Annotated in this window: 21 protein-coding genes; 14 read left to right on the top strand and 7 right to left on the bottom strand. The window is 73.5% G+C overall.

Translation table 11 applies throughout. The features are described 5' to 3' along the window. Window positions 1–573: a MarR family winged helix-turn-helix transcriptional regulator gene (locus ACH4F6_RS01065; RefSeq protein WP_397957689.1), complete on the bottom strand. Its 573-nt coding sequence runs from the start codon at window positions 571–573 to the stop codon at window positions 1–3. Window positions 574–1,080: 507 nt separating this feature from the next. Here ACH4F6_RS01065 and ACH4F6_RS01060 point away from each other — a divergent pair. The 7 genes from ACH4F6_RS01060 (at window position 1,081) to ACH4F6_RS01030 (ending at window position 10,092) form a co-directional block, all read left to right on the top strand. Further along, window positions 1,081–2,391 (top strand): ABC transporter substrate-binding protein, encoded by a 1,311-nt coding sequence (locus ACH4F6_RS01060; protein WP_397957688.1) that lies wholly within the window; start codon window positions 1,081–1,083, stop codon window positions 2,389–2,391. Window positions 2,392–2,526: 135 nt separating this feature from the next. Next, the gene (locus tag ACH4F6_RS01055; protein ID WP_397957687.1) at window positions 2,527–3,492 is read left to right on the top strand and encodes a carbohydrate ABC transporter permease; all 966 of its coding nucleotides are present in this window, start codon (window positions 2,527–2,529) and stop codon (window positions 3,490–3,492) included. Beyond that, complete coding sequence (locus ACH4F6_RS01050) at window positions 3,489–4,367, top strand: carbohydrate ABC transporter permease (RefSeq protein WP_397957686.1); 879 nt, start codon at window positions 3,489–3,491, stop codon at window positions 4,365–4,367. The genes ACH4F6_RS01055 and ACH4F6_RS01050 overlap by 4 nt, the downstream gene beginning before the upstream one ends. A gap of 47 nt (window positions 4,368–4,414) precedes the next feature. Next, complete coding sequence (locus tag ACH4F6_RS01045; RefSeq protein WP_397957685.1) at window positions 4,415–6,964, top strand: glycoside hydrolase family 2 protein; 2,550 nt, start codon at window positions 4,415–4,417, stop codon at window positions 6,962–6,964. Then, complete coding sequence (locus ACH4F6_RS01040) at window positions 6,957–8,012, top strand: LacI family DNA-binding transcriptional regulator (RefSeq protein ID WP_397957684.1); 1,056 nt, start codon at window positions 6,957–6,959, stop codon at window positions 8,010–8,012. Before ACH4F6_RS01045 ends, ACH4F6_RS01040 begins: the two co-directional genes overlap by 8 nt. 209 nt (window positions 8,013–8,221) lie before the next feature. Beyond that, window positions 8,222–9,418, top strand: a complete 1,197-nt coding sequence (manA, locus tag ACH4F6_RS01035) for a mannose-6-phosphate isomerase, class I (protein WP_397957683.1) — start codon at window positions 8,222–8,224, stop codon at window positions 9,416–9,418. Next, window positions 9,415–10,092 carry an alpha/beta fold hydrolase gene (locus ACH4F6_RS01030; RefSeq protein WP_397957682.1) on the top strand — a complete coding sequence of 226 codons (678 nt, stop codon included), beginning with the start codon at window positions 9,415–9,417 and terminating at the stop codon, window positions 10,090–10,092. The genes manA and ACH4F6_RS01030 overlap by 4 nt, the downstream gene beginning before the upstream one ends. Window positions 10,093–10,138: 46 nt before the next feature. Here the strand turns inward: ACH4F6_RS01030 and ACH4F6_RS01025 are convergent, their stop codons facing one another. The 6 genes from ACH4F6_RS01025 to ACH4F6_RS01000 all read right to left on the bottom strand — a co-directional run bounded on the left by ACH4F6_RS01025 (window position 10,139) and on the right by ACH4F6_RS01000 (window position 16,728). Then, entirely contained in the window at window positions 10,139–11,146 is a 1,008-nt protein-coding gene (locus ACH4F6_RS01025; RefSeq protein ID WP_397957681.1) for a glycosyl hydrolase, read from the bottom strand. A gap of 601 nt (window positions 11,147–11,747) precedes the next feature. After that, window positions 11,748–12,161 carry a hypothetical protein gene (locus ACH4F6_RS01020; RefSeq protein WP_397957680.1) on the bottom strand — a complete coding sequence of 138 codons (414 nt, stop codon included), beginning with the start codon at window positions 12,159–12,161 and terminating at the stop codon, window positions 11,748–11,750. A 146-nt stretch (window positions 12,162–12,307) separates the two neighbouring features. Further along, entirely contained in the window at window positions 12,308–13,015 is a 708-nt protein-coding gene (locus ACH4F6_RS01015) for a GNAT family N-acetyltransferase (RefSeq protein WP_397957679.1), read from the bottom strand. A gap of 171 nt (window positions 13,016–13,186) precedes the next feature. After that, window positions 13,187–14,704 carry a GMC oxidoreductase gene (locus ACH4F6_RS01010; protein ID WP_397957678.1) on the bottom strand — a complete coding sequence of 506 codons (1,518 nt, stop codon included), beginning with the start codon at window positions 14,702–14,704 and terminating at the stop codon, window positions 13,187–13,189. A gap of 39 nt (window positions 14,705–14,743) precedes the next feature. Next, the gene (locus tag ACH4F6_RS01005; RefSeq protein ID WP_397957677.1) at window positions 14,744–15,664 is read right to left on the bottom strand and encodes a sugar phosphate isomerase/epimerase family protein; all 921 of its coding nucleotides are present in this window, start codon (window positions 15,662–15,664) and stop codon (window positions 14,744–14,746) included. Then, a complete protein-coding gene (locus ACH4F6_RS01000) occupies window positions 15,661–16,728 on the bottom strand; it encodes a Gfo/Idh/MocA family protein (RefSeq protein ID WP_397957676.1) in 1,068 nt (355 codons plus the stop codon). The genes ACH4F6_RS01005 and ACH4F6_RS01000 overlap by 4 nt, the downstream gene beginning before the upstream one ends. A 111-nt stretch (window positions 16,729–16,839) precedes the next feature. On the opposite strand from ACH4F6_RS01000, the gene ACH4F6_RS00995 reads away from it, so the two are divergent. The 7 genes from ACH4F6_RS00995 (at window position 16,840) to ACH4F6_RS00965 (ending at window position 24,794) form a co-directional block, all read left to right on the top strand. Then, window positions 16,840–18,111 (top strand): ROK family protein, encoded by a 1,272-nt coding sequence (locus ACH4F6_RS00995; RefSeq protein WP_397957675.1) that lies wholly within the window; start codon window positions 16,840–16,842, stop codon window positions 18,109–18,111. Between the two features lie 271 nt (window positions 18,112–18,382). Then, window positions 18,383–19,726 (top strand): MFS transporter, encoded by a 1,344-nt coding sequence (locus tag ACH4F6_RS00990; protein ID WP_397957674.1) that lies wholly within the window; start codon window positions 18,383–18,385, stop codon window positions 19,724–19,726. A 161-nt stretch (window positions 19,727–19,887) separates the two neighbouring features. Beyond that, window positions 19,888–21,183: a DUF6379 domain-containing protein gene (locus ACH4F6_RS00985; RefSeq protein ID WP_397957673.1), complete on the top strand. Its 1,296-nt coding sequence runs from the start codon at window positions 19,888–19,890 to the stop codon at window positions 21,181–21,183. Between the two features lie 331 nt (window positions 21,184–21,514). Further along, entirely contained in the window at window positions 21,515–22,696 is a 1,182-nt protein-coding gene (locus tag ACH4F6_RS00980; RefSeq protein ID WP_397957672.1) for a serine hydrolase domain-containing protein, read from the top strand. A 316-nt stretch (window positions 22,697–23,012) separates the two neighbouring features. Next, complete coding sequence (locus ACH4F6_RS00975; protein WP_397957671.1) at window positions 23,013–23,678, top strand: hypothetical protein; 666 nt, start codon at window positions 23,013–23,015, stop codon at window positions 23,676–23,678. 1 nt (window position 23,679) lies between these two features. After that, window positions 23,680–24,102: a phage holin family protein gene (locus ACH4F6_RS00970; protein ID WP_397957670.1), complete on the top strand. Its 423-nt coding sequence runs from the start codon at window positions 23,680–23,682 to the stop codon at window positions 24,100–24,102. Then, a complete protein-coding gene (locus tag ACH4F6_RS00965; RefSeq protein WP_397957669.1) occupies window positions 24,078–24,794 on the top strand; it encodes a DUF3618 domain-containing protein in 717 nt (238 codons plus the stop codon). The genes ACH4F6_RS00970 and ACH4F6_RS00965 overlap by 25 nt, the downstream gene beginning before the upstream one ends. The last annotated feature ends 263 nt before the right edge of the window (window positions 24,795–25,057 follow it).

Raw genomic sequence — 25,057 nt, 5'->3', positions numbered from 1 at the left:
TCAGCCCCTGGCGCGCCGTCCGCTGCGGCGCGGGGTGGGACTCTCGCCGTTCAGCAGCGACCTGCGCCGCTCCTCGCCGCTCTCCTCCACCTGGAGGACCACACGGCGCAGCCCGTCGGCGAGGTCGCGGCACTCCGTGTCGCTCAGCCGGGCGGTGACGAAGGCCTCCTCCTCGTTGAACGCCGGGAACACCCGGCGCATGAACTCCTCGCCCTCCTCGGTGAGGGCCAGCAGGACGAGCCGTCCGTCGGTGGGATGACCGGCGCGCCGCAGCAGCCCCCGCGACTCCAGCGTGCGGGAGACACCGGTCAGCGTGCCCTTGGAGATCCCGGCCTCCTCGGCCACGTGCCGGGTCTCGGACTCGCCCCACACCCACACCACCCACAGCACCACGAAGGCGGTCCAGGTCAGGTCCGAGCCGCGCAGCACGGAGTTCTCCAGGTGCTGGCGCACGGCGGACGCGGCCCGGTAGATGTTGGCCACCGCGGCCATCTGTTCCCGGCGCAGTGCGATGCCGCCGAGCTTCTCCTCGGCCAGCTTCTCCGCCTCGCTGATCGACCGCTGGCTGGGCACCGTGACTCCTCACGTCGTCGCCGGATCACGGACCCCGGGGCCGCGATCGTTCGGCCTCAAATTGTACGGGGAGGCGACCGGGCCGCGCCGGTCGCGGCCGACAGGGGCGACCGGGCGCCGGCCCGTCGCGGACCGAGCGCGGCTATCAGGACATCACCCGGACCGGGGTCGGCGGTCGGCCGACTACCCATCGTGTCGATGGTCCGAAGGGCGGAGCGCCCGGCCCGACCGGGAGACCGCCTCATCCCACCATGCCGCTGACAACGTTGTCCACACCTGGGCGCATATCGCCCCCGGCCCTGGTCCACGGTCTCGATCCATTTAGTCATGGTTTAGTAAAGTCGCAGGTCAGGCCAGTGAGAATCAAGGAAATTCCTCTAGACCGGTCTATGGACACGGCGGCGACGTCACGTCTACGTTGAGCGCTCGTCAGGGCCGGGGACCGCGAGCCGACGCGGTGATCCCCCGGTCCGGCACCGGAAGGTCACGCGACGAGAGGTGGCGGGGATGCGGAGAAGTTGGGTGGCGCTGGTGGCTGCGGCCATGGTGGCGGCCACGGCCTGTAGCGGGCAGGGGGAGGACCGGAGTGGCGAGATAGCGGCCCCTCCGAGCGATCCGGCGAAGGTGTCGGGGGAGATCACGGTCCTGACCAACAGGACGGACCAGCTGGCCGACGGCACCCTGGAGAAGTACGCCGCGGAGTTCCGCAAGGTCTACCCGGGCGTGAAGGTCAAGTTCGAGGGGCTGACCGACTACGAGGGCGAGACCAAGATCCGGATGAACACCGAGAACTACGGTGACGTCCTGCTGATCCCCAACTCGCTCTCCGTCGAGCAGTACCCCGCCTTCTTCGCCCCCCTGGGCACGGCCGGCGACCTGTCGGCGAAGTTCGACTACACCGACCACGCCACCGTGGACGGCCGGGTCTACGGTCTGGCCAACATCGGCGTGGCCAACGGGTTCGTCTACAACAAGGCGGTCTGGGCGAAGGCCGGCATCACCGACTGGCCGGCCACGCCCGAGGAGTTCGTCGCGGACCTCGAGACGATCAAGGCCAGGACCGGCGCCGTCCCGTACTACACGAACTACAAGGACGGCTGGCCGCTCACCAACTGGACGAACGCCATCGGTTCCCCCGCCTGCGACCCCGGCGCCTACGACGCCCTGGCCGAGACGGACGAGCCCTGGACCGAGGGCTCGGACCTGTACGCGATCGACAAGCTGCTCTACACGATCGTCGACAGGAAGCTGGCCGAGCCCGACCCCACCACGACCAACTGGGAGGACTCCAAGGCGAAGATCGGCACCGGCGAGGTCGCGTCGATGTGGCTCGGTTCCTGGGCGATCTCCCAGATGCGGGCCGCGGCGAAGGCGGCCGGCGAGAACCCCGACGACATCGGCTTCATGCCCTTCCCCGCACGGAAGGACGGGAAGTCCTGCTCCGTCCTGCGCCCCGACTACCAGTACGCGGTCAACGTCCACTCCGGCAAGAAGACCGCCGCCCGCGCGTGGATCGACTGGTACATCACCAAGTCGGGCCAGGCCGCCGCCGAAGGATCCATCTCCTCCGTGAAGGGCGCCCCGCTGCCCGACACGCTCAAGGCGTTCTCCGACAACGATGTCACGCTGATTCCGCAGCACCAGAGGAACGTCGCCCGGGTCAACGCGATCAACAAGGCGTCGGAGATCGGCATCACCGCGCAGGACTACCGGCAGAAGCTGGTGGACGTCGCCCGCGGCGCGGCCGACGGGGACATGGAGGGCTACTTCGACGAGCTGAACGGGAAGTGGTCCGAGGCCCGGCAGGCCCTCGGCTGACCGTGGCGCGGCACGGCGGGACCACGACCGCGTGAGGCCGGTCCCGGGCGCGCACCGGGACCCCGTGAACCGCGGCTCGCCGTGCCGCCGCCGCTCAGCGCGCCCGACCGGCAACCCACCACGAGGAACCATGAGATGACCGCTGTCCACAAGACCCGCACCGCGGCGCACGCCGTCGGCCGACCGGGCGCCGCGCCTCCCGCGTCCGCCGCCGGCCGGCCGCGCACCGGCGGGCGCCGCCGTGCCGGCGCCCTGACCCCCTGGCTCTTCCTGGCCGTCCCCCTGGCGCTGCTGGTGACGTTCACCTACCTGCCGGTGGCCGAGATGGTCGGCTACAGCTTCACCGACTGGGACGGCGTCAGCCCCGCACGCTCCTACGTGGGCGGCGAGAACTACACCGACCTGGTGACCCGGCCCGCCCGGTTCGAGGTGTTCCTCGTCAGCGGCTTCTACCTGGCCGCCTCGGTCGTGCAGATCGCGCTCGCCCTGTACTTCGCGACGGTCCTCAGCTTCGACACCCGGTTCCGCAACCTGTTCAAGGGCGTGCTGTTCTTCCCCTACCTCATCAACGGTGTGGCCGTCGGGTTCGTGTTCCTGTACTTCTTCCAGCCCGACGGCACCCTCGACACGCTGCTGCGCATGGTCGGCGTGGACGGCGAGCACCTGTGGCTGGGCGACCCGGACCTGGCCAACCCCTCGCTGGCCGGGGTGTCGGTGTGGCGCTTCACGGGGCTGAACATGGTGCTGTTCCTGGGCGCCATCCAGTCGATCCCGCCGCACCTGTACGAGGCGGCGCAACTGGACGGGGCCAACCGCTGGCAGCAGTTCCGGCACATCATCGCGCCCGGCATCAAGCCCGTCATCAGCCTGAGCTTCCTCCTCGCCGTGTCCGGTTCCCTGGCCGTCTTCGAGATCCCGTACATCATGACCGGCGGCGCCAACGGGACGGAGACGTTCGTCATCCAGACGGTCAAACTCGCCTTCCAGTTCGACAAGGTCGGCCTGGCCTCGGCCTCGGCCGTCGTCCTGCTGGTCCTCATCCTGCTGATCACCTGGGTCCAGCGCCGTCTGGTCCCCGAGGAGAGGGTGGAGCTCTCGTGACCACCGGCACCGCCACCCCCGCCCGGCGCCCGGCCCGCGCCGGCCGCGGCGCACTGCCGCGGACCGCCGCCGCGCTGAAGTACCTCTCCCTGCTGCTGGCGTCGGCCGTGGTGCTCGTTCCGCTCGGCGTCGTCCTGCTGACCTCGCTGAAAACACGGTCGGAGACGGTGAGCGACGGTCCGCTGTCGCCGCCCGGCGACTGGTTCAACTTCGCCAACTACGCGACGGCCTTCGAACAGGGCGCCATGCTCAGGGCGTTCGGCAACACGACGCTGATCCTCGTGGTCTCCACCGCCGGCACCGTACTGATCGGCTCGATGAGCGCCTACGCCATCGACCGTTTCCGGTTCCGTCTGAAGAAGCTGGTGACGGGCCTCTTCCTGCTGGCCGCGCTGGTCCCGAGCGTCACCACACAGGTCGCCACCTTCCAGGTGATCGACGATCTCGGGGCCTTCAACACCCGCTGGGCGCCGATCCTGCTCTACACCGGCACCGACATCGTCTCGATCTACATCTTCCTGCAGTTCATCCGGTCCATCCCCACCTCCGTGGACGAGGCCGCCCGCATCGACGGCGCCAACTCCTGGACGATCTACCGGAAAATCATCTTCCCGATGCTGCGGCCGGCCGTCGCCACCGTCGTCATCGTCAAGGGCATCGCCGTCTACAACGACTTCTACGTGCCCTTCCTCTACATGCCCGACCCCGAACTCGGCACCATCTCCACCGCCCTGTTCCGGTTCAAGGGCCCCTTCGGCGCCCACTGGGAGACCATCTCCGCCGGCGCGGTCCTGGTGATCGTGCCGACCCTGATCGTCTTCCTGGCGCTGCAGCGCTTCATCTACAGCGGCTTCGCGGCCGGTTCCACCAAGTGACCCGCCCGTCCACCGCGCCCCGCACCACGTCTCACGAGGAGTTCCGCATGAAGGTCCGCACCCCGCTGTCCCAGGGCTGGACGCTGCGCCTGGACACCGGCCGTCACACCCCCGAGCAGGCGCCCCCGGGGCTGGCCGGGGCCGTCGTGCCGGCGCGGGTGCCCGGCTGCGTCCACACCGACCTGATGGCGGCGGGATGGCTGGCCGACCCGTACCTCGACCGCAACGAGGACGAGGTGGCCTGGGTGGGCCGCGCCGACTGGACGTACGCGACCGAACTGCCCCGGCGGGACGGCGCCTTCGAACGCGCCGACCTGGTCTTCGACGGCCTGGACACGGTCGCCGCCGTCCGCGTCGCCGGCCGGCTGCTGGGCCGCACCCGCAACATGCACCGGTCGTACCGGTTCGACGTCACCGAACTGCTGGCGGACGGGCCCGCCCCGCTCGACGTGACCTTCACCTCCGCGTACGTGGAGGCGGAGGCGGTGCGGACCGCGCTGGGCGAGCGGCCCAACTCCTACCCGGAGCCGTTCAACCACGTCCGCAAGATGGCCTGCTCGTTCGGCTGGGACTGGGGTCCCACGCTGGTGACGGCCGGTGTGTGGCGCGAGGCGCGGATCGAGCAGTGGTCCACGGCCCGGCTGGCCTCGGTCCGTCCGCACGTCACCGTCGCCGAGGACGGCACCGGCGTCGCCGAGATCGTCGTCGGCCTGGACCGCACGGCGGGCGGACGGGACAGGGCCCTGCGCCTGGTCGCCGCCGTCGGCGACGCCTCCGCGGAGGTCGCCGTCGCACCGGGGGAGAGCACCGCCACGGTGACGGTGCGGGTCCCGGACGCCGAACTGTGGTGGCCGCGCGGCCACGGCGACCAGCCGCTGTACGGATGCACGGTCGTGCTGAGCGAGACCGACGGCGGCCGGGCCCTCGACACGTGGGAGCGCCGCATCGGCTTCCGCACGATCGCCCTGGACACGTCCGCGGACGCGCACGGAAGCGCCTTCACCCTGGTCGTCAACGGCACCCCGGTCTTCGCCCGGGGCGTGAACTGGATCCCCGACGACGCCTTCCCCGCCCGGGTCACCCCCGACCGCTACCGCACCCGCCTCACCCAGGCCGCCGAGGCGGGCGTGGACCTGGTGCGCGTGTGGGGCGGCGGGATCTACGAGGACCGGGCCTTCTACGACGTGTGCGACGAACTCGGCCTGATGGTCTGGCAGGACTTCCTGTTCGCCTGCGCCGCCTACCCGGAGGAGCAGCCGCTGCGTTCGGAGATCGAGGCCGAGGCCCGGGAGAACGTGATCCGGCTGATGCCCCACCCGTCGCTGGTGCTGTGGAACGGCAACAACGAGAACCTGTGGGGCTTCGCCGACTGGGAGTGGGAGCAGGCGCTGGCGGGCGACTCCTGGGGCGAGGGGTACTACCTGGGCCTGCTGCCCCGCGTCGTGGCGCAGACGGACCCGACGCGCCCGTACTGGGCGGGCAGCCCGTGGTCGGGGTCCTGGGACCACACGCCGAACGACCCCGACCACGGCACCGCGCACTCGTGGGAGGTGTGGAACCGCCGTGACTACGCCGACTACCTCACCACGGTGCCGCGGTTCGTCGCCGAGTTCGGCTGGCAGGCGCCGCCGGCGCTCGCCACGCTGGAACGAGCCCTGTCCGAGCGCCCGCTGTCGGCCGATTCCCCCGGCATGCTGCACCACCAGAAGGCGGAGGACGGCAACGGCAAGCTGAACCGGGGACTCGCCCCGCACTTCCCGCCGCCCGCCGACTTCGACACCTGGCACTACCTGACCCAGCTCAACCAGGCGCGGGCCGTGGCCGCCGGGGTCGAGCACTGGCGCTCCCACTGGCCCCGGTGCGCCGGCACGGTGCTGTGGCAGCTCAACGACTGCTGGCCCGTCACGTCCTGGGCGGCGATCGACGGCGACGGCCGGCCCAAGCCCCTCTGGTTCGAGATGCGCCGGCTGTACGCCGACCGGCTGCTGACGATCCAGGACCGCGACGGCGAACCGGTGCTCGTGGGCTGCAACCAGGGCGCGGCGACCTGGGAGACGACCGTCACCGTCCGCCGGGTCCGGGCGGACGGAGAGGTGCTGGCGCACGCCGAGGTCGCGCTGAAGGCGGCGGGGCGCGAGGTGGCGACGGAGCGGCTGCCGGAGTCGGTCACGCGCTTCGGCGACGCGCGCCGGGAGTTCCTGGTCGCCGACGCGTGGGGGTCCCCCCGCGCGTGGGGGTCCCCCCGTTCGAGCGAAGCCGGGAGCGGGGGAGGAGCCGGGAGCGGGGGAGACCTGCGGGCGGTGCGCTTCGCCTGCCCGGACCGGGAGTTCGCCTACCCCGCCGCCTCCTACGAGGTGCGGGTGAGCGAGGACGGCGCGGACGGCGCGCGGGTCACGGTGACGGCCGGCGGGCTCGTACGGGACCTGCTGCTCCAGGCCGACCGGCTGCACGCGGACGCCCGCACCGACCACGGGCGTGTGACGCTCCTGCCCGGCGAGAGCACGACGTGGCGGGTCACCGGCTGGCCGCGGCCCGACGCGCGGACCGCCCGTGCGGCGCTGTTCTGCGTCAACGGGGCCGGAGGCGTCCGTGAGTGAGGGCGCGGCGCGCCGGCCGCGGCGCGTCACGATCTCGGACGTGGCGGCCCGGGCCGGTGTGTCGCGGGGCGCGGTGTCCCTGGCCTTCAACAACCGCCCCGGTGTCTCGCCGGCCACGCGTGAGCGGATCATGGCGGCCGTCGCCGAACTGGGCTGGGTGCCGAACCAGGCCGCGATCAAGCTGTCCGGTTCGGCGACCGGCGCGGGGGACACCGTCGGTCTGGTCGTCCTGCGGCCCGCGCGGCAGCTCGGTCTCGAACCCTTCTACATGGAGTTCATCTCCGGGGTCGAGTCCGTCCTGGAGGAGCAGGGGTGCTCGCTGCTGCTGCACCTCGTGCGGGACACCGCGCAGGAGATCGCCGTCCACCGCCAGTGGTGGCAGTCCCGCAGGATCGCCGGGTCCATCCTGGTCGACATCCAGCGCGACGACCCCCGGATCACCGAACTGGCGACCATCGGGCTGCCGGCCGTCGCGGTCGGCCACCCGTCCCTGACCGGCGGCTTCACCTCGGTGTGGACCGACGACGAAACCGCCGTGCACGAGGCGGTGCGCTACCTCGCCGCCCTCGGCCACCGGCGGATCGCGCGGGTGGGCGGTCACCCGGCACTCGGCCACACCCTGATCCGTACCGCGGCGCTGAACACGATCGTGGCGGAACTGGGCCTGGAGCCGGCCCGCAGCGTCACCACCGACTACTCCGGCGAGCAGGGCGCCCGGGCCACCCGGTCGCTGCTCGCCTCCCGGGAGCGTCCCACCGCGATCATCTACGACAACGACATCATGGCGGTCGCGGGTCTGTCCGTGGCCGCCGAGATGGGCCTGAGCGTGCCGAGGGACGTCAGCCTGATCGCCTGGGACGACTCCCAGCTGTGCCGCCTCACCCATCCGAACCTGTCCGCCATGAGCCACGACGTCTTCGGCTTCGGCGCCGACGTCACCCGCCGGCTGTTCGACGTCGTCCACCGCCGCGACCCCCCGTCGGGTCCGGTCGCGACGCCCGTCCTGCTGCCGCGCGGCAGCAGCGCGCCTCCGCGGGCCGCCGACTGACGGCGCCCCGGCCGGCCTCGGGCGGCCCGGCCGGGACGCACACCCCGCTGGGCCGCCCGAGGCCGGTCCGGCCCGCGGCGGCTCGACCACCGCCACGAACCGGCGTCCCCGCCACCTGCCGGGCACGACCCCCGACCCCGTACGCGCCCGGCACCAGCCCCGCCGCCCTCGCCCGCCGGGGGCGGCCCTTTCACGCCCCGGAGCGTCCCGTGACAGCGATCTCCCTCCTGGCTCCCGTCGTCCGCGCCTACTCGTGGGGGTCACGCACCGCGATCCCCGCCCTCCTCGGACAGGAGCCCACCGGTGAACCCCAGGCCGAGCTGTGGTTCGGCGCGCACCCCGCCGCGCCGTCACCGCTCGCCGGCCGGCCCGGCGCCCCGGACCTGGCCGCCGCGATCGCCGCCGACCCCGCCGGCGCACTGGGAAAGGCGAGCCTGGCGGCCCACGGCCCCGAACTGCCCTTCCTGCTCAAGCTGCTGGCGGCCGACCGGGCCCTGTCGGTGCAGGTGCACCCCACGCGCGAGCAGGCGCGGGCCGGCCACGACCGCGAGGAAGCGGCCGGCACACCGCTCGACGCCCCCCACCGCACCTTCAAGGACCGCCACCACAAACCCGAACTGCTGTGCGCGCTGGGCCCCTTCGAGGCGCTCTGCGGCTTCCGGGACCCGGCCCGTACGGCCGCCCTGCTGGACGCGCTGTCCGTGCCCGAACTCGACCGCTGGGCGGCGCTGCTGCGGTCCCGACCGCCGCGGGACTCCCTCCGGCGCACACTGCGCGCAGCCCTGGACGCCCCGGAACGCCTGGTGCGCGCCGTCTCCACCGCGCTGCCCCCGCTGGCCGCGGCCCGGGGCCCCTGGAGCACCGCGGCCGCCGCGTACGCCACCGTGGCCGGCGACTTCCCCGGCGACCCCGGCCTGCTCGCGGCACTGCTGCTCCACCACGTCCGCCTCGACGCCGGGGAAGCCCTGTACCTGGCGGCGGGGGTGCCCCACGCCTATCTGCGGGGGACAGGCGTGGAGATCATGGCCAACTCCGACAACGTGCTGCGATGCGGCCTGACCGACAAGCACATCGACACCGCACTCCTGAGCGACGTCGTCGACCCGACCCCGGGCGAGCCGTCCGTCATACGGCCCACGCCGACGGGGACGACGGGCGAGGGGCACTACGGCTGCCCGGCGACGGAGTTCGCCCTGTCGCGCGTGGACGCGGGCGTCGAGGCCGTGTGCCTGACCGACGCCGGCCCGCAGGTGCTGCTCTGCCTCACCGGCGAGGCCCGCCTGGAGCCGGGGCCGGCTCTTCGGGCGGGTGCCGCCGCGTTCGTCCCGGCCGGCGCCCCCTGCGCGGTGTCCGGCGCGGGAGCGGTGCTCTACCGGGCCCGGGTGCCCCTGGACGGTGTCTCGTGAGGCTCGCGACCCGGGTCTGGGGCGACGGCCCCCGCACGGCGGTCCTGGTGCACGGCATCATGACGGACTCGCGCAGCTGGGCGCGTGTCGCCCCGGCGATCGCCGGCCGCGGCTACCGGGTCGTCGCCGTGGACCTGCCCGGCCACGGAGCCAGCGGACCGGCCGGGACCTACACCCCCGCCGCCCTCGCCGCCGACCTGCTCGAGACCCTGCCCCCGGCCCCCGACCTCGCCATCGGCCACTCACTGGGCTCGGCCGCGCTGCTCCTCGCCGTACCCGCACTGCGCTGCGCCCGCGCGGTCCACTGCGACCCCGCCTGGCTGCCCCGGCGCCGGGACCTGGACGCCCTGCGCGCCGCCAAGCACGCCACCTGGCGGGAGGTGCGCGCCGCGCACCCCGGCTGGCACGACGACGACATCACCGCCGAGCACCAGGCACTCGCCGTCTGGGACCCCGCATCGGTCACCGCCCTTCGGCACCTGCCCGGCCTGCCGGACGTCCCGTCCGTCCCCTCGCTGGTCCTGCTCGCCGGCCCCAGCGAGCGGATCCCGCCGGCCGAAGCCACCGCGCTGAGCCGCCGCGGCTGGCGGGTCCGCACGGTGGACGGCGCCGGGCACACCGTCCACCGTGACGATCCGGCCGGCTTCCTGCGCGGGCTGCGCGGCTGGCTGTGACGGGCGCCGCCGGCCGGCCCGGCCGCGCGGCGCCCGCCCGCGGGGGTCAGGGCAGCCGGACCTCGCCCTGGTTCAGCACACGGGGGTGGAAGTACGCCGCCTGGATCTCGGCGTTGGTGTTGTTCCCGCGCAGGTGCTCGGACCACATCATGAACCACGCCCACTGGGTCTGGCTGTCCAGCAGGGCGGCGGTCGGCATTTTGCCGATTTCCGCGATGGCCATGGGCTTCGTGCCCGCGATGCCGCGCATCTGCTGGTAGTCGGCGGAACTGGGGTGGCTCTTGTACCAGACGTCCAGCGAGACGACGTCCACGTACTGGCTGCCCGGATAGTAACTGCTCCAGCCGCCCGCCGGATTGTCCTGCACGTTCCAGACCCAGATCAGATTGTCCAGCCCTTTCGTCCCGGCGAGATAGTCACGGGTGATCTGAAAGAGCCGTGCACTGCCGTTCGCTCCGGGCCGGTTTCCCCACCAGTTCCACGATTCGTTCATTTCGTGCAGGGGCCGGAAGAGAACGGGAACCCCCGCGTTCTTCAGTTGCTGGAGGTAGGGGACGACCTCGTCGAGGCGCCGTTTCCAGGCGTTGTTCAGGGCGCTGCCCTCGGTGAGGATCTGCGAGAACTGCGCATTCGACAGGTTCGACTTCACGCCGCCCTCGAACGCGCAGGTGCTCCCGCCGGTCGGCGGGCAGACGTGCCAGGTCAGGGCGACCAGCGAGCCGTTCGCCCACTCGGTCTTCGCCTGGTCGGTCACGCGCTGGCGGTTGGCCACGTCCGTGGCGGTGAACATCAGGTCACCGCCCCACAGGCCGGGGTACTGCCCCGTCACGTCCTTGACCTGTTGCGTGTACTGACCGGGCGCGGAGGCGGGCTCCTTGTTGTGCTGGCCCGAAACGATGTGGTTCCCGGAAAGGGAACGCAGATAGTTCAGGACCGTCTGCTTGGGGGTCGGGGGAAATGCCTGCGCGGATTCCGTCGCGGTCCAGACGAAGATCGCCGCGGCGACGGCCGCGACAGCGACGGCGAAGGCGACGCCGTGCCGGATCGTTCTCATGGGCATCCCAGCTCTCGTGGTCGAACGGAATTCGGTTCGCCACAAAGGTGGTTGCCGCGGCGGCATTCGTCAATGGGCCGGCCCTCTTTCCGCAAGCGGTCCGCGGAATCTTTTGCTGAACGTTTTCTGAACGCCGCCGAGAAACCGGCCGCTCGTCCCTCATGGGTGTTTTGTGCCGAGCGTCGTCGGCCGGGTACACGCGAAAGCCCCGGCCGTGCCCGCGCCGCTCCCACGGCGTTCCCGGGTGTTCAGCCTCCGGGGGTGCGTGGCGTGCCGGAGGGCGCGCCGGCCGGACAGCCGTCGACCACGGCCAGGAAGTCCTGGTCCGTGAGGCCGAGTTCGCGCGCCTGGGTGATGAGGCCGTGCACGGCCTCGGTGCGCCGGGCCCGGTCCGCGATGCCGGGCGCCGCGGCGACCTCGCGGGCGGGCGGCAGCCGCTCATGCGGGGCCGCCGTGCCGTCGGCGCTCGCCCCGCGCGCACAGGCGGTGCTCAGCCGCGCCGGGCGGAGTGGTGGACGGCCCGTGCGGTCCTGCCGAGCGTCATCCGTCCCTCAGGGAGCCGCCGCCCTCGCCGTGACGGCCGGCCCGGCCCGGAAGCGGATCACGCGTAGCCGATTTCCCACGGGCCGTCCTCGTCGTCGGTGCAGTCGTCCCGTGCGAGGGTGTTCCGGACGCACCGGCGGAAGGCGACCTCGCGGCCCTCGCCGAAGTCGTGGTCGAACTTCAGGGCGGAGCCGATGTCGCTGACACCCCGGTGCGTGCCCTCCGGGAGAGTCCCGTCCGTGCGGATGTACGTGTACCCGAGGTACGGGCGACCGCCGTGGGACGACCTCTTCGTCACCTCGAACCGGTCCCCGACGCCGATGAACGACGCGGAAGCGACGATCTTGCCGTCGACGCAGAGGTCGACGTGCGCGTCGTGCCCGGCGGGTGCCGCCTGTGCCGGTGCGCGGACGCCGCCGACGACCGGTGCCGCGCCGAGTCCCGCGCCGGCGAGGGCATGCGAAAGACGCATGATCACTCCTGCTCGCGGCAACGGCGTGCGCCGTCCCGGACGCGGCGCGTCCGGTCCGGGCTGGTCCGAGGGATGTCCAGGAGGTGTCCCGGACATCGCGCACGGGGGACTCCGCGTCGTGCGCCGGCCCCGGGGCGGTGGTGCCGTCAGACCGGGGTGCGGTACCCGCGGAAGGACACCCGCTTCCTGCTGTCGAAACCGAGCCGCTCGTAGAGGGCGATCGCCCCCGTGTTCGCTTCGGCCACGTGCAGGAAGGGACGTTCGTCCCGGGCCAGGACGCGCGCGGCGAGCGCGGCGACCAGGCGGGTGGCGTGGCCTTGGCCGCGTGCCTCGGGCGCCGTGCAGACGGCGCTGATCTCGGTCCAGCCGGGAGGCCGGAGCCGCTCGCCCGCCATGGCCACCAGCCTGCCCCCGCTCCGCACGCCGAGATAGGCGCCGAGTTCCCGGGTGCGCTTCCAGAAGGGGCCTGGCTGGGCCCGCGCGACGAGCGCGAGCATCTCCGGCACGTCGTCGGCGCCCAGTTCGACCACCTCGGCGCCGGTGGTGGCGGGAGCCCCGTCGGGCCGGTCGCGTCCGGCCCAGACCATCTGCCGGCCCTCGAGGACGAAGAGCGGCTCCCAGTCCGACGGCGGGACCGCCGGGCAGCTGAACATGTCGGCGAACGCGCCCGGTCCGAGCAGCCGGGCGAGGTCCGTCCAGTCCTCTGCGTCCGCTTCGGCGGACACCGCGGAGAAGGTCGCGACGTCCGGCAGGTAGGTGGCGGCCCGGCCGAGCCGGCGGGCGAGACGCGCGTGGTGCCCGCGGAGCGACTCGCCCACCGGGTCGTCGAGCGCGACGGCATCACGGCTCGTCATCGTGGGGCACCTTTCCTGACGCGTGGGGGCGGCCGGCCGAGGGCGAGGACCGCGATCCCGGCACCCGTCCCGCCGATCATCGCATCCGGACCCGAGCGCCGGTTCCGCCCTCCCGCGTGAGGGGCGGACTCGGGGCCGGTGAGGAGGGTCCCACCGGCTCCCGCCGCGCATTCAGCGGGTGCGGACGCCCGTCGGGTCCGTGGTCCGGGCCCGCTCGGCCGTGGTGCGCAGGTGGTCGAGGAGCGCCCGGGCGCCCCGGACGGCGAGGGCGACGGACGTCAGCGTGGGGTTGCAGGCGGTCGCGGTGGGGATGACGTTGTTGCCGGCGACCCACAGTCCGCGGGTGTTCCAGACGCGGCTGTGGCTGTCGCAGACGCCGGTGCCGTCGTCGGCGGGGCTCATGCGGGTGGTTCCCTGGTAGTGCAGCGAGCTGCCGGCGGGGAGGAGGACGGGGGAGCCGTCCAGGGGGACGCCCACGGCCGCTCCCGCCTCGGCGACGGCCCTCTTGGCCCGCTCGATGACGGCCAGGTCCGCGTCGGTGTGGCGGTAGTGGACGCGCAGGCCGGGCAGGCCGTGGACGTCGGTCTCCGTGTCGCTGAACTCGACGCGGTCGTCGGGGGTGATGTCCTTGGCGCAGAACCAGCCCAGTCCGACGACGGCGCCGGGTGCGACGCCGGTTCCCTCGGCGAGGGGGACGGGTGAGGCGTCGAGCTGCATCACCTGGCCGTGGAAGGGGTGCGCGTCGGTGTAGGGGACCCAGCTGACGCCGCTCTGGGGGACGATGGCGCCGTCCTCGTCGCGGGTGCGGCCGGTGACGGCCCGGTGGGCGGCGACGACCTCGTCGGGCAGCCGGACGGCGTGGACGATCTGCGGCTGGTCGTTGAGGTAGCGGCCGAGCGCGGGGGGCCGGACACCGGAGGCGTACAGCAGCTGCGGGGTGCGCAGGGCGTCGGCCGCCACGACGACCGCCCGCGCGGCGACACCGGTCTCCTCACCGGTGACCAGGTCGCGCACGACGACGCCGGCCGCGGTGTCGCCGTCCATGACGACGCGCAGGCACAGGCAGCGGTCGGCGATGTCGACGCGTTCGTCGTGCGCGGCCGGACCGAGGACGACGTCGGTGCCGCTCCACGCGTGGGCGCCGTCGGGGCGGGCGGTGACGGCCAGGGGCATCGGGGCCACTCGGCGGTGGGCCGGACGGCCGGCGTCGACGAGGGCGGACAGCCGGTCGCGCACCTCCTGCGCGAAGGGAGCCGCGTCGAAGGCGTGCGGGTCGACGTGCAGGAGTTCTTCGGCGCGGGTGAGGTCGGCCTCCATCTCGTCGGCGGGGATGAAGCCGATGCGTTCGCCGTCGCCGGGGCGGGGGCAGGCGCCGGTCCAGTGCGCGCCCATGCCGCCGACGTTGGTGGAGACGGCGGCCGCGGGCAGGTCGGGTGTGCCGAGCAGGCGGGTGCCGGGGCGGCCGGCGGGGCCGGGGCCTTCGGCGGCGCGCTGGGCGCGGGCGCGCTCGTCGGGGTCGGGGATGTTCTTGACGTGGGCGCCGGGCCGGTCGGTCAGGCGGGGGCCGGCGTCGAGCAGCAGGACGCGGGCGGTGGGGTGGCGTTCGCAGATCTCGCGGACGTAGGTGCTGCCGGTGGGGCCGCTGCCGACGACCACGAGGTCGTAGGAGGGACGGGTGGGCAGGGACATGGGGCGGCTCCGGTCGGTGGTGGCGGGCAGGCGGGCGGGTCAGCCGGTGACGAGGGGGCGCAGGGTGTGGTGCGCGATGGTCAGGCCCCGGCAGACCTTCTCCGGGGTGCCGCCCCACAGCGGGTCCTCGTGCTCGACGGAGAGCGTGCCGGTGAACCCGCTCTCGTAGAGCCGGTCGACGACGCGGGCCCAGTCGACCTGGCCGCGGCCGGGCACCCGGTAGCGCCACCAGCCGGTGGCCCACGGGTCGCCGTTCTTGGCGGTGGTGCCGAAGAACCCGTAGCGGTTGCGGGCGACCGGGTCGATCTCGATGTCCTTGGCCTGGGCGTGGACGATGCGGTCGGCGTACGGCGCGATGGTCGCCAGCGGGTCGATGCCGAGCCACATCAGGTGGGAGGGGTCCCAGTTGAGGTACAGCCCGAGGGAGAACATCCACTCCCACAGCTCGGGGGAGTAGGCGATGTTGCCCGGGTGGCCGTCGGGGTGCCAGCCCTCCATCACGCAGTTCTCGATGATCAGCCGTACGCCGCGTTCGCCGGCGTAGTCCACGAGTTCGGGCAGGACGCGTTCGGCCTCGCGCTGGTTCTGCGGCACGCTGAGGGTCGGGTCGCGTCCGACGAAGGTGCCGACGTACGGCACGTCGAGGGCCTGGGCGGCGTCCACGGCGTGCTTGAGGTGGGTGCGGATCTCCGCGCGGCGGGCGGGGTCGGGGTGGAGGTTGTTCTCGTAGTAGGCCAGGGCCGAGATCTCCAGCCCGGTCTCCCGCAGCACCTTCCGTACGCGTTCGCGTTCCCCGGCGTGGAAGTGCGCGACGTCGATGTGGGCGGCCTCGAAGGCGCGGCCGCCGGTGGCGGGCCACACGGCGACCTCCAGGCGTTCGTAGCCGGTCGCGGCGGCCCAGGGGGCGATGCGTTCCAGCGGCCGGCCGGGCAGGCAGGCGGTGAGCATTCCGAGCTTCATCGGGGGATCTCCGTCCAGGTGGAGCCGTCGGTGGCGGAGGCGAGCACGGCCTCGGTGAGGCGGGCGGCGCGCAGTCCGGCCCGGAAGGTGGGCAGGCCGTCGGGGATGTCGCCCCGGACGGCGGCGTAGGTGTCGGCGACGAAGTCGGCGAAGCACTCGTGGTAGCCCTGGGGGTGCCCGGCGGGCAGCGCCCGCGGCCGGCCTCCGGGCCGTGCGGGGTCGCGCGTCAGCGTGCGGTCGGCGTCCGTCCCGCCGATCCACAGGCGTTCGGGGTGCTCCTGGTCGAAGACGTAGGAGGCGTCGGGGCCGTCGAAGGAGAACCACAGCCGGTTCTTGCGTCCGGCGCTGGCCTGGCTGATGACCAGGGAGCCCAGCGCCCCGCCGTCGGTCCGGAAGGTGATCACGCCGCCGTCCTCGGTGGCCGCCGGGCGGCCCGCGCGCACCGGGTGGGCGGTGCCGAGGGTCGCCTGGAGCGCGGTGATGCGCCGGCCGGTGACGAACTCCATCAGGTCGCACCAGTGGATGCCGATGTCCCCGAAGGCCCGGCTCGCGCCGCCGCGGGCGGTGTCCACGCGCCAGTTGTCGGCGTCGGGGGCGGCGAGCCAGTCCTGGAGGTAGGAGCCGTGCAGCAGCCACGGACCGCGGGCGTCGGCCGCGATCAGCGAGCGCGCCAGCCGCACGGAGGCGTAGAAGCGGTAGACGAACGGGACGGTCGCCACCAGGCCCGTGCGGTCGGCGAGGTCGGCCAGGTCGGCCGCCTCCTTCACCGTCAGGCCCAGGGGTTTCTCGCAGACCACGTGCTTGCCGGCTTCCAGCGCCCGTCGGGCCATGTCGTGGTGCAGGTGGTTGGGCGTGCAGACGTGGACGACGTCCACGTCGGAGGCCAGGACGTCGTCGAAGTCGGCGGGCCGGGCGCCGGGGACGGACGCGGCCAGGTCGCGGGCGCGTGCGGGGGAGCTGCCGGCGACCAGCCGCACCCGGCCGTTCGCCGCGGTGACGGCGCGGGCGTGCACGGATCCCATGAATCCGGTCCCTACGATCGCGGCCCGCATCTGCTGCGTCATGGCAGCCTCCGGCTTCTCGAGTGGAGCGTTGACGACAGCACTATTGCACGCCACATGCAAAAGTCGTCAACCCTGTGCTCCCTCCCGGCGGAAGTGCGGAATGATGGCGGCATGTCACGCCGACCGCCCACCGCCATCGATCAGTACGAGGCCCTGTCCACCGTCGTGCGCCTGGTGCGCCGGAACCGGGCGCGCACCCGTCCGGAGCTCGCGGCGACCGCCCTGCTGGGGCGCACGGTCATCTCCCAGCGGGTGGAGGAGGCCATGGCGCTCGGCCTGCTGGAGGACGCCGACGTCGGCCCGTCCAGCGGGGGCCGCGCGCCCAGGCGGCTGCGCTTCCGGTCCGAGGAGGGGCTCGTGCTGTCGGCCGTCCTCGGTGCCGCCGCCCTGGACGTGGCGGTCACCGACCTCGACGCGGCGGTGCTGGAGCACCGCCATCTGGAGTGGCCGGTCGCCCGCGGACCCGAAAAGACGCTCGACTTCCTCGACGAGCAGTTCGACGACCTGCTCGAGGGGCGCGACCGGGGGCGGCTGTGGGCCGTCGTGATCGGCGTGCCCGGCCCGGTCGAGTTCGCGACGGGGCGGCCCTCGCAGCCCCCGATCATGCCGGGCTGGGACGGCTTCGACGTCCGCGGCCGGCTCCAGGGCCGCCACGGGGTCCCCGTCTGGGTCGACAACGACGCCAACCTGCTCGCCCTCGGCGAGGCCAGGACCACCGGCCTGGACGACGAGCAGCACATGATCTTCGTGAAGGCCGGCACCGGCATCGGGGCCGGCGTGGTGAGCCGGGGCCGGGTCCACCGCGGCAGCAAGGGCGCCGCCGGCGACATCGGGCACGCCCGTGTCCTGGAGGACAGCTCCGTGATGTGCCGGTGCGGGCGCACGGGCTGCCTGGAGGCGCTCGCGGGCGGCTGGGCGCTGGCCCGGGACGCGGTCACCGCCGTGCACGAGGGCCGCAGCCGCTTCCTGGCCGACGTGCACCGCGCCACCGGGGAGATCACTCCGGCCGACATCGGGCGCGGTGTCGTCGAGGGCGACGCCTGGTGCCTGACCGCGGTGGCCCGGGCCGCCGAGCGCATCGGCAGCCTCATGGCCGCCCTGGTGAACTTCTACAACCCCGACGTCCTGGTCTTCGGCGGGGGCGCCGTCACCGGCGGGGACACCTTCCTGCGCGTCGTCGAGCACACCGTGCGCAGCCGGGCCCTGCCCCTGGCCTCGGCGGACCTGGCCGTCCGGGCCTCGGCGGCCGGCGGCGCCGCGGGGGTCGCGGGCGGCGCCCACCTCGCCGTCGACGCGCTGCTGTCGGCGGACGCGCTCGCCGCCTGGGCGCCCGGCGGGCGGCCCTCGGCGGTGGAGCCGGACCGTCTGGTGGGCGGCGTCTGAGCCGTCGGCGGGCCGGCGGACCGGCGAGCGGTGCGACGGCGGCGGCTGCGGGGCCGCCGCCGCGGATGGCCCGCACCCGATCATCGGCAATGGCTATGACGGGCATATGAAGCGCTCACGGCCATTGACTTCTGTTGATGGCGTGCATAAGTTCCGACGACAGCGAGCGGGCTCCGGACGAGGCCCGCCCGCAGTCATCGGCAGCCGCCCACCGTCTCCCGCCCTCTGCGCGTCGCGGCGGCACGCCCTCTGTCTCCCGAAGGACTCGACGATGAGTGCCGTTCCCTCACCCGCCGCCGACACGGCCACCCCACCCGCCGCCGAGCGGCCTCCCCTGACCCGGACCGCGGAGCTCGGCTACGGGCTCGGCGACCTGGCGTCCAACCTGACGTGGACCACGCTGACGGCCTTCCTGCTGTACTACTACACCGACGTCGCCGCGCTGACCGCCGCCACCGCCGGCACCATCCTGCTGATCGGCCGCGTCGCCGACGCGGTCATCGACCCGCTGGTCGGCCTCGCCGTCGACCGCACCCGCAGCCGCTTCGGCCGCGCCCGCCCCTACCTGATCTTCGCCGCACCCGTCCTCGGCGCCGCCTTCGCCCTGACCTTCACCTCACCCGGCAGCGGCACCACCGCGGCGGTCTGGGCGGCGGGCACCTTCGTCGTCGTCGGCATCAGCCACTCGCTCGTCAACGTCCCCTACGGCGCGATGCTGCCCATGCTCACCGACGACGCCGACACCCGCCTGAAGATGAGCGGCTACCGGTTCGTCGGCGCCTCGCTCGGACTGATCACCGTCTCCCTCGCCGTCATGCCGCTCGTCGCGTCCCTCGGCGGCGCCGACCGGGCCCGCGGCTTCACCGGCATGGCGATCGTCCTCGGCGCGGCCGGCACGCTGCTGTACTGGATCGTCGCCCTGCTGTGCCGCGAACGCCCCGCCGCGCCGGCCCCGCGCGAGGTCACCACCCGGCGCGCCCTGGCGGCGCTGCCCCGCAACCGCCACTGGCTGGGCGTGAGCGCCGCCTCCCTCGTCGCCTTCGTGCGCCTGGGCGTCATCACCGCCGGCGCCGTCTACTACGCCCGCGACGTCCTCGACGACGCCTGGGCCACGAGCTACATCCTGCTGGCGTTCTCGCTCTCCGCCCTGGCCGGATCCGTCGTCACCCCGTGGGTGCTGCGCCGCACGGGAAAGCGCCGCGGCATCAACCTCGGCCTCGCCGCCACCGCACTCCTGTACGTCAGCCTGTTCTTCCTGGACGGACAGCCGGCCGCGTTCCTGGCCGTCTTCCTGTTCGCCAACCTGCTCGGCGGCTTCGGCCTGGTCGCGGCCCCGGCGCTCGTCTCCGACACCGTAGACCACCACGAGGTCCTCACCGGCAGCCGGGACGAAGGCCTGCTGTACGCCGGATACAGCTTCGCCACCAAGGTCGGCACGGCGCTCGGCGGCGCCCTGTTCGCCTGGGCCCTGAGCTGGGGCGGATACCGCGCGGAGCACGTCTCCGCCCAGGCCGGCCAGGCCATCGAGTGGGCCTTCGTCGGCCTGCCCGCCGTGCTGTGCCTGGTGCAGGCGGCCTTCATGAGGCTCTACGACCTCGAGAAGCGCCCCGCCTGATCCCCCGGCCGGGGCCCGCCCTGCCCGATCCCCCGGCCGGCCCGCACGGAAGCGGCCCGCCCGCGGTCGGCCCCGCACGGCCGTGACCGCCCCCTCCACCCCCCACCCCCCACCCCCCACCACCACCCGCCAGCCCCACCCAGCGACGAAGGACGACGTCCATGCTCGAACGCCCGATCATCCAGCAGCGCGGTTTCCGCAACACGACCGACGGCACCGAGGTCACGGGCTTCCAGCTCCTCCTGCGCAACCCCAACTACCGAGGCGTCGCCGGAAGCCTCGTGGACGGTGCCGACGTGACCGTCGACGGACGGGCGTTCCCGCGCGAGGCGCAGCGCTGGACGCTCCAGGGCCGCACGTTCACCCTCGACGAACTGCGCGCCTCCACGGACGTACGGTGGCAGCTCGACGAGCCGGCCACGCTCTTCGTCCCCCACCCGGGCGGCCTCGGCGCCGGCACCCACCAGGTCGAGGTCGCCGTCCACCTGCGCCGGCCCTACATCCCCGAGGTCGCCGGCCCGTCCGTGTTCCGCTCCGCCGCCACGGCCACGATCGTGCCCGGGGGCGACGCGACGCCCGGACTGCGCTACGGCGTCTCGCTCTACAGCTACTCGGGCGACCTCTGCACCTCCATGACGCTGGAGGACGCCATGGCCGACATCGCCGACCTGGGCGCGACCGGCATCGAGATCCTCGGCGAGGGCAACATCCCCGGCTACCCGCACCCCGACCCGGCCTGGATCGACACCTGGCACCGGCTCCTGGACCGGTACGGGCTCACACCGACGAACTTCGGCTCCTGGGTCGACACCGCCATGTGGCGCGACCGCGACCTCACCGCCGAGGAAGGCCGGGCCCAGCTCGAACGCGACCTGCGCCTGGCGAAGCTGCTCGGCTTCACCTCGATCCGCCCCAAGTTCGGCGTCGTCACCCCCGAACTCGACCCGCACCCGATCTGGCGGCCCGCCGTCGAGCGGGTCCTCGGTCTCGCCGCCGACCTCGACGTGGTCATCTGCCCGGAGATCCACAGCCCCACCCCGATCAAGCACCCGGTCACCCAGGCGTACCTCGACTTCATCGACCGCACCGGCAGCGACCACTTCAAGCTGCTCATCGACACGGGCATCTTCCAGACGGCCCCGGTCGACGACGGGCACGAGGGCTTCGAGGGCAAGAAGCGCCCGTCGTTCCTGGAACCGCTGGCCGTCCCGATGAGCGACCTCGTCGACGTGCTGCCGCACGTGCACTTCATCCAGGCCAAGTTCTTCGAGATCGACGACCGGCTCCACGACCTGCACGTGCCCTGGCCCGGCATCGTCGCCACCCTGCGGGCGGCCGGCTGGCAGGGCTGGCTCTCCAGCGAGTACGAGGGCCGGCGCGAACCCTACCGGGGGCGCGACCAGGTCCGCCGCCAGCACGCCCTGCTCCGGTCCCTCGCCGCGAGCACCGCTTCGTGACCGGTGGGAGAGCCGGTCGGCGAGCCGGGCGGCGAGCCGGGCGGCGAGCCGGGCGGACCTCGTCGGCGCCCCGAGGCCGGGCCGCAGCGGCGGGGGAGCGCGGACCCGAGCGCGCGGTGGCGGCGGACGGCCGGGGCGCCCGGCCCCGCCGACGTGCCCCTCGCCCCCCGGCACCCGCGGGTGCCGGGGCGGGCGGAGCGGCACACCGTCACACCGCGGCCGGCGGGTCGGCGCCGGAGCGACGAGCGGCCCGCGCCGGGGGACATCCCCCGGGCGGATGCTGGGGTGCACCGGATCGTGCCCCGTCGGGGGGCGACCATAGCGTGCAGCCATGACGTCACACCTGCGGAAGCGCCTCGCCCTGGCGGTCGGTGTCGCCACGCTGCTCGCCGCGGAGGCGGCCACCGCCGTCGCCCGGCCCGCCGGCTCCTCCACCCTGGAACAGCTGCGCCGGGACACCGAGGCGATCCACGCCCTCGGTGTCAGCGGTGTGCAGGCCCGCGCCGTCGCGCCCGACGGCCGGCAGTCGGTCGCCACCAGCGGCACCGCCGACCTGCACACCGGCCGCCCGGTCCGTTCCGACGGCTACTTCCGCATGGCCAGCACGTCCAAGACGCTCATCGCCACCGTCGTCCTCCAACTGGAGGCCGAGGGCAGGCTGTCCCTGGACGAACCGGTCGACCACCGGCTGCCGGGAGTCGTGCGGGGCAACGGCAACGACGGCGGCCGCATCACCCTCCGCCAACTCCTCCAGCACACCAGCGGCATCCACGACGACCTGCCCGGATACACCACGCCGCGGGAGTACTACCAGCAGCGCCACGACATCCACAGCCCCGAGCAGCTGGTCGCGCGCGCCATGGCCCACGCGCCGGACTTCCCGCCCGGCGAGGGCTGGGGATACTCCAACACCGGTTACGTCCTGCTCGGCATGGTCATCCGGAAGGTCACCGGCCACCCCGCCCACCAGGAGGTCGAAGACCGCGTCCTGCGCCCGCTCGGCCTCGACCGGACCCGGTGGACGGGCACGTCACCCACCCTGCCCCGGCCGCACGCCCGGGCCTACCAGCTCTTCGGTCCCGGCTCCCGGGTCGACGTCACCGACCAGATACCGGTGGACCACGAGAACCTCTCGTTCGTGACGACCACGCGGGACGAGAACGCCTTCCTCCGCGCGCTGCTCGCGGGCCGCCTGCTCCCGGCGCGGCAACTGGCCGAGATGAAGCGGACCGTCCCCGTCAGCGCCGAGGTCCAACAGCTGTGGCCCGGCGGGCGGTACGGGCTCGGCCTGGTCGAACGTCCCCTGAGCTGCGGAGGAACCTACTGGAGCCACGAGGGCGGAGACGGCGGCTACATCACCCTCAACGGCGTCACCGACGACGGCGGGCGAAGCGTCGTGGTCTCCCTGTCCGAGGCACGCGGCGACACCCCGGAGCACATCCTGGAGCAGGAGAACGCGGCCAGCACCCTGATCGACCACGCACTGTGCGCCGACGGACCCGGCGCCCTGTGAGGGGAGCCGCGGTCGCGGGCCGGTGGGCGGCGAGCCGGGACGGGGCGTAGGGCCCCGCAGCAGCTCCTGACACGATGCGCGCTCACGAGGAGCCCATGCCTCCACGTGAGTCCGATTAATCCTTTTCCTGCCGCATTTGCTGTTTTTGTGCTCCGGTCATGGTTAGTCGAGGAAGGGAGAGAGGGGGCTGGGCTCGAAGGGCCGGTGACGTGACGTTTCCCGGTCTGCTCCGCCCAGCGGTGGGGGCGTGTACCGACGAAGCGGACGGTCCTGCTGCCTCACCGAGAGGCACGGGGCGGCGCTGCGAGGAGGACTCATGAGCGAGACGGCGAACGTGCATGCCGGGCGTGCCCAGCAGACCGGACAGACGGCGAAACAGGAGGCGTCGGCCACGGCCGTGCAGGTCAAGGAGGCCGCGGGCGAGGTCGCCGGCACGGCCGCCGAGCAGGCCGCGGCCCTGGCCGGTGAAGCGAGGCAGCAGGCCGGGGCGGTGACCGGTGACCTGCGTGAGCGGGTGACGGAGCAGGCGGAGAGCCAGATGCAGCGCGGGGCGGATGCCCTGCGGCAGTGGGCGGACGACCTGGCCGATCTCGCGGACCACACGAAGGGTGACTCCCCGGCGAAGAGCCTGGTGACGCAGGCCGCCGACCGCGGTCGCCGCACCGCCGACTACATGGACGAGCGGGGCGTGAAAGGCCTGGTCCACGACGTGAAGGACTTCGCCCGCCGACGCCCGGGTGCCTTTCTGGGCGGCGCGGTACTGGCCGGGTTCGCGGCCGGCCGGCTCGCCAAGGCGGGCAGCAGGGCCGGCGGCGGTCCGAGTCCGTCGACGCGGCCCCTCGCCCCGCCCCCACCCGTCGAACAGCCCTTCGCCCCGCCCGTCGGGCAGCCTCTCGCCCCACCGCCCCCGTCGGCGCAGGGTGAGCAGCGACTGCCCGGGGACGCCGTAGCGCCTGACCCGCAGGGTTACCGGGAGGCATGAGATGTCCTCGTTCTCGCCGCGGTCCCCGCAGCAGCCGGGACAGGATCCGCAGGACACGTCGGTGGGGGTCCTGCTGGCGACGGTGACGTCGGACGTGCAGCAGCTGTTCCGGCAGGAGGTGGAACTGGCCAAGGCCGAGGTGCGGCAGGAGGCGACCAAAGCCGGCAAGGCCGCCGGGATGTACGGCGGAGCCGGACTCGCCGGTTACATGGTGGCCCTGCTCCTCACGCTCGCGGCCATGTTCGCCCTGGCCAACGTCATGGACCTCGGCTGGGCCGCGCTCATCGTCGCCGCCATATGGGCGGTGATCGGCGCCGTCCTGTACCGCAGGGGCCGTGACCGCATGCGGACCGTATCGAAGCCGGAACAGACCATCGACACGCTGAAGGAGGACGCGCAATGGGCACGGCACCCGATCAGGTGAGGGCCGACATCGAAACCACCCGGGAAAGGCTGTCCGAGGACGTCTCCCGGCTGGCTCACCACGCCCGCCCCCGCCAGGTGGTACGGCGGCGTACCCGGCGGGTCCGCGGCACACTGTCCGGGATCAGGGAGCGGGTGATGGGCACCGCCTCGGAGATCACCGACCAGGCCGCCGACCGCACACGGCAGGCCGCCCATTCGGTGCAGGACACCACCGGGCAGGCCGCGGACAGCGCGCGGCAGGCCGCCGACAAGGTCACCGACGTCGCCCGCCGCGGCGCCGAGCAGGCGGGTGAGGCCGTACGGCAGGCCCCGGAGCAAGCCGTCCGGCAGACGGAGGGCAATCCGCTGGCCGCGGGGCTCATCGCCTTCGGCGCGGGACTGCTGACCGCGTCGCTGCTGCCCACCTCCCAGGCCGAGCAGCAGGCGGCGACGCGGATCGCCGACCGTGCGGGCGACACCCTGGAACCGGTCAAGCAGGCGGCCACGGAGTCCGCGCAGCAGTTGAAGGAGGACGCGACCGAAGCCGGTCGGCAGGCGGCCCAGCAGGTCAAGGACACCGCCGCCGAGGCCGCCCGCACGACCGGGGAGCAGGCCAGGGAGCAGGCCGGGCAGGTCACCGAGCAGACCCGCCGGTCCGCCCGGAGCACGGCGGACGAAGCGCGCAAGCAGGCCCGCCGCCCCGGGCGTTAGCCGCCGGGCGGCAGGTCATGACGGTGCTGCGGTCGGCACCGGCCGCGGACATCAGGAGCGCTGGTCCGGAAGCGACGACGACCACCTGTTCTTGATGTCCGCGACCACTCCCGCCCGTCTTGGCCGGCGCCGTCGGAACCGGCCCCCTCGGCGGCCGGCCACGCCGCACCGCCCCGGACAACCGTTCGGTGGCACGGGGCAGTACGAGGCACAGTGGCCCCGTGAACGAACGAGGGCCGGCGGCCTCCCGTGCAGCGCTCCGC

Source organism: Streptomyces sp. NPDC017936 (assembly GCF_044328485.1).
In the GTDB taxonomy this organism is placed as follows: Bacteria; Actinomycetota; Actinomycetes; order Streptomycetales; family Streptomycetaceae; genus Streptomyces.
This window is presented reverse-complemented; position numbering and strand designations above follow the sequence as displayed.

Excerpts from the sequence above, each read along its gene's own strand:
- ACH4F6_RS01060 (WP_397957688.1), top strand. The coding sequence starts at position 1,081 with ATGCGGAGAAGTTGGGTGGCGCTGGTGGCTGCGGCCATGGTGGCGGCC.
- ACH4F6_RS00995 (WP_397957675.1), top strand. The coding sequence starts at position 16,840 with ATGTCACGCCGACCGCCCACCGCCATCGATCAGTACGAGGCCCTGTCC.
- ACH4F6_RS00975 (WP_397957671.1), top strand. The coding sequence starts at position 23,013 with ATGAGCGAGACGGCGAACGTGCATGCCGGGCGTGCCCAGCAGACCGGA.
- ACH4F6_RS00980 (WP_397957672.1), top strand. The coding sequence starts at position 21,515 with ATGACGTCACACCTGCGGAAGCGCCTCGCCCTGGCGGTCGGTGTCGCC.
- ACH4F6_RS00970 (WP_397957670.1), top strand. The coding sequence starts at position 23,680 with ATGTCCTCGTTCTCGCCGCGGTCCCCGCAGCAGCCGGGACAGGATCCG.
- ACH4F6_RS01005 (WP_397957677.1), bottom strand. The coding sequence starts at position 15,664 with ATGAAGCTCGGAATGCTCACCGCCTGCCTGCCCGGCCGGCCGCTGGAA.
- ACH4F6_RS01025 (WP_397957681.1), bottom strand. The coding sequence starts at position 11,146 with ATGAGAACGATCCGGCACGGCGTCGCCTTCGCCGTCGCTGTCGCGGCC.
- ACH4F6_RS01000 (WP_397957676.1), bottom strand. The coding sequence starts at position 16,728 with ATGACGCAGCAGATGCGGGCCGCGATCGTAGGGACCGGATTCATGGGA.
- ACH4F6_RS01045 (WP_397957685.1), top strand. The coding sequence starts at position 4,415 with ATGAAGGTCCGCACCCCGCTGTCCCAGGGCTGGACGCTGCGCCTGGAC.
- ACH4F6_RS00965 (WP_397957669.1), top strand. The coding sequence starts at position 24,078 with ATGGGCACGGCACCCGATCAGGTGAGGGCCGACATCGAAACCACCCGG.
- ACH4F6_RS01010 (WP_397957678.1), bottom strand. The coding sequence starts at position 14,704 with ATGTCCCTGCCCACCCGTCCCTCCTACGACCTCGTGGTCGTCGGCAGC.
- ACH4F6_RS01055 (WP_397957687.1), top strand. The coding sequence starts at position 2,527 with ATGACCGCTGTCCACAAGACCCGCACCGCGGCGCACGCCGTCGGCCGA.
- ACH4F6_RS01015 (WP_397957679.1), bottom strand. The coding sequence starts at position 13,015 with ATGACGAGCCGTGATGCCGTCGCGCTCGACGACCCGGTGGGCGAGTCG.
- ACH4F6_RS01020 (WP_397957680.1), bottom strand. The coding sequence starts at position 12,161 with ATGCGTCTTTCGCATGCCCTCGCCGGCGCGGGACTCGGCGCGGCACCG.
- ACH4F6_RS00985 (WP_397957673.1), top strand. The coding sequence starts at position 19,888 with ATGCTCGAACGCCCGATCATCCAGCAGCGCGGTTTCCGCAACACGACC.
- ACH4F6_RS00990 (WP_397957674.1), top strand. The coding sequence starts at position 18,383 with ATGAGTGCCGTTCCCTCACCCGCCGCCGACACGGCCACCCCACCCGCC.